Origin of the sequence: Streptomyces sp. A012304 (assembly GCF_026008495.1) — a bacterium.
Classification (GTDB): Bacteria; Actinomycetota; Actinomycetes; order Streptomycetales; family Streptomycetaceae; genus Streptomyces.
The window spans coordinates 1-995 of the sequence record NZ_BQUN01000146.1; the positions used below are offsets into that span (position 1 = coordinate 1).

The following is a 995-nucleotide window of genomic DNA, read 5'->3' on the forward strand; positions in this document are numbered from 1 at the left end:
GACTCTCCGCAGCCCGTCAGTAACCCCAACCACCCTGGTTACACCGCTCGTTTGACAGACCCGACAGGGCCGTTAAATTGACACACCCCCGTCCTCGCGCATGAGGTTGCCACGCGTGGGCGGAGTCCAGGGGTGTGCTGTAGCACCCCTGGTACCACCGGTCTGAACTGCCCTCATGCCTGCTTCGGCAGGCGTTGGGGCTAGTCAGTCACCCTTGGTGATGTTCACCTTGTCTGTGCAGTTATCGGGCCAGTTGTTGATGCGTTCACACACCCTGAACCACCGGATGAAGTTCACCGCGAAATAGGAATCGTCGGTACGGCAGACGCCGTCAGAGCCGCCTGAGTCAGTCCAACTTAGGGATTCTCCGGCTTCAGACATCAATTGGACGTAGACCCCGTGGCCGTCCGCCTCGTTGTCGCAGACGGTGACCCTGCCCACGGCGCTGGCGTTGCCCCAGTACTCAAGCTCGCCGCTGTCGTTCCCGTGCGCCTGCCATACGATCAACTCGATGGCTGCGGCAGGCTGTGCTGCTAGCCCCAGAACAACCGCCCCAGCCGCCGCGCAGGTGGTAAGCGCCTGAAGCCAGCGTCGACGAGCAGGTTGCCTGGTGGAACCTGTGCGTTTGATGGGCACGTGCCATTCCCCTTCCGCCCACGACCTGTTGGCAAGTCTCAAAACAGTACAGGGCGCATGAGCCAGGCGGACCCTGAAACCTTCCAGGGTCCGGCAGTTAGGGGTCCTTTCAGAAGGCTGGGCCTAAGGGTCTGCCGATCATTAACCTGTCGTCTTGATCTCGCTGTTGGGATTGCTGCTTTGGGTGGCGACTTGGGCTTGAAGGGCTGCCAGGGCGGCTGGTGGGGTGGTGGCCGGCGCGATGGTGATGCCCTGCACTTCGAGCAGGCATCTGATCTTCAGCAGGGTGCGGTGCATGGCAGTGCGGCTGCTGCTGAAGAGCACGGCGAGGGGTTCCGCGTCCAGGTTGACGCGCAGGT

Annotated in this window: 1 protein-coding gene and 1 pseudogene; both read right to left on the reverse strand. The window is 62.2% G+C overall.

Going from position 1 to position 995, the window contains the following annotated elements; genetic code table 11:
• Positions 1 to 204: 204 nt before the first annotated feature.
• Positions 205 to 636 carry a hypothetical protein gene (locus ALMP_RS34875; protein ID WP_264935763.1) on the reverse strand — a complete coding sequence of 144 codons (432 nt, stop codon included), beginning with the start codon at positions 634 to 636 and terminating at the stop codon, positions 205 to 207.
• A gap of 141 nt (positions 637 to 777) precedes the next feature.
• Positions 778 to 995: pseudogene (locus tag ALMP_RS34880) on the reverse strand (ISAzo13 family transposase); the annotation flags it as partial.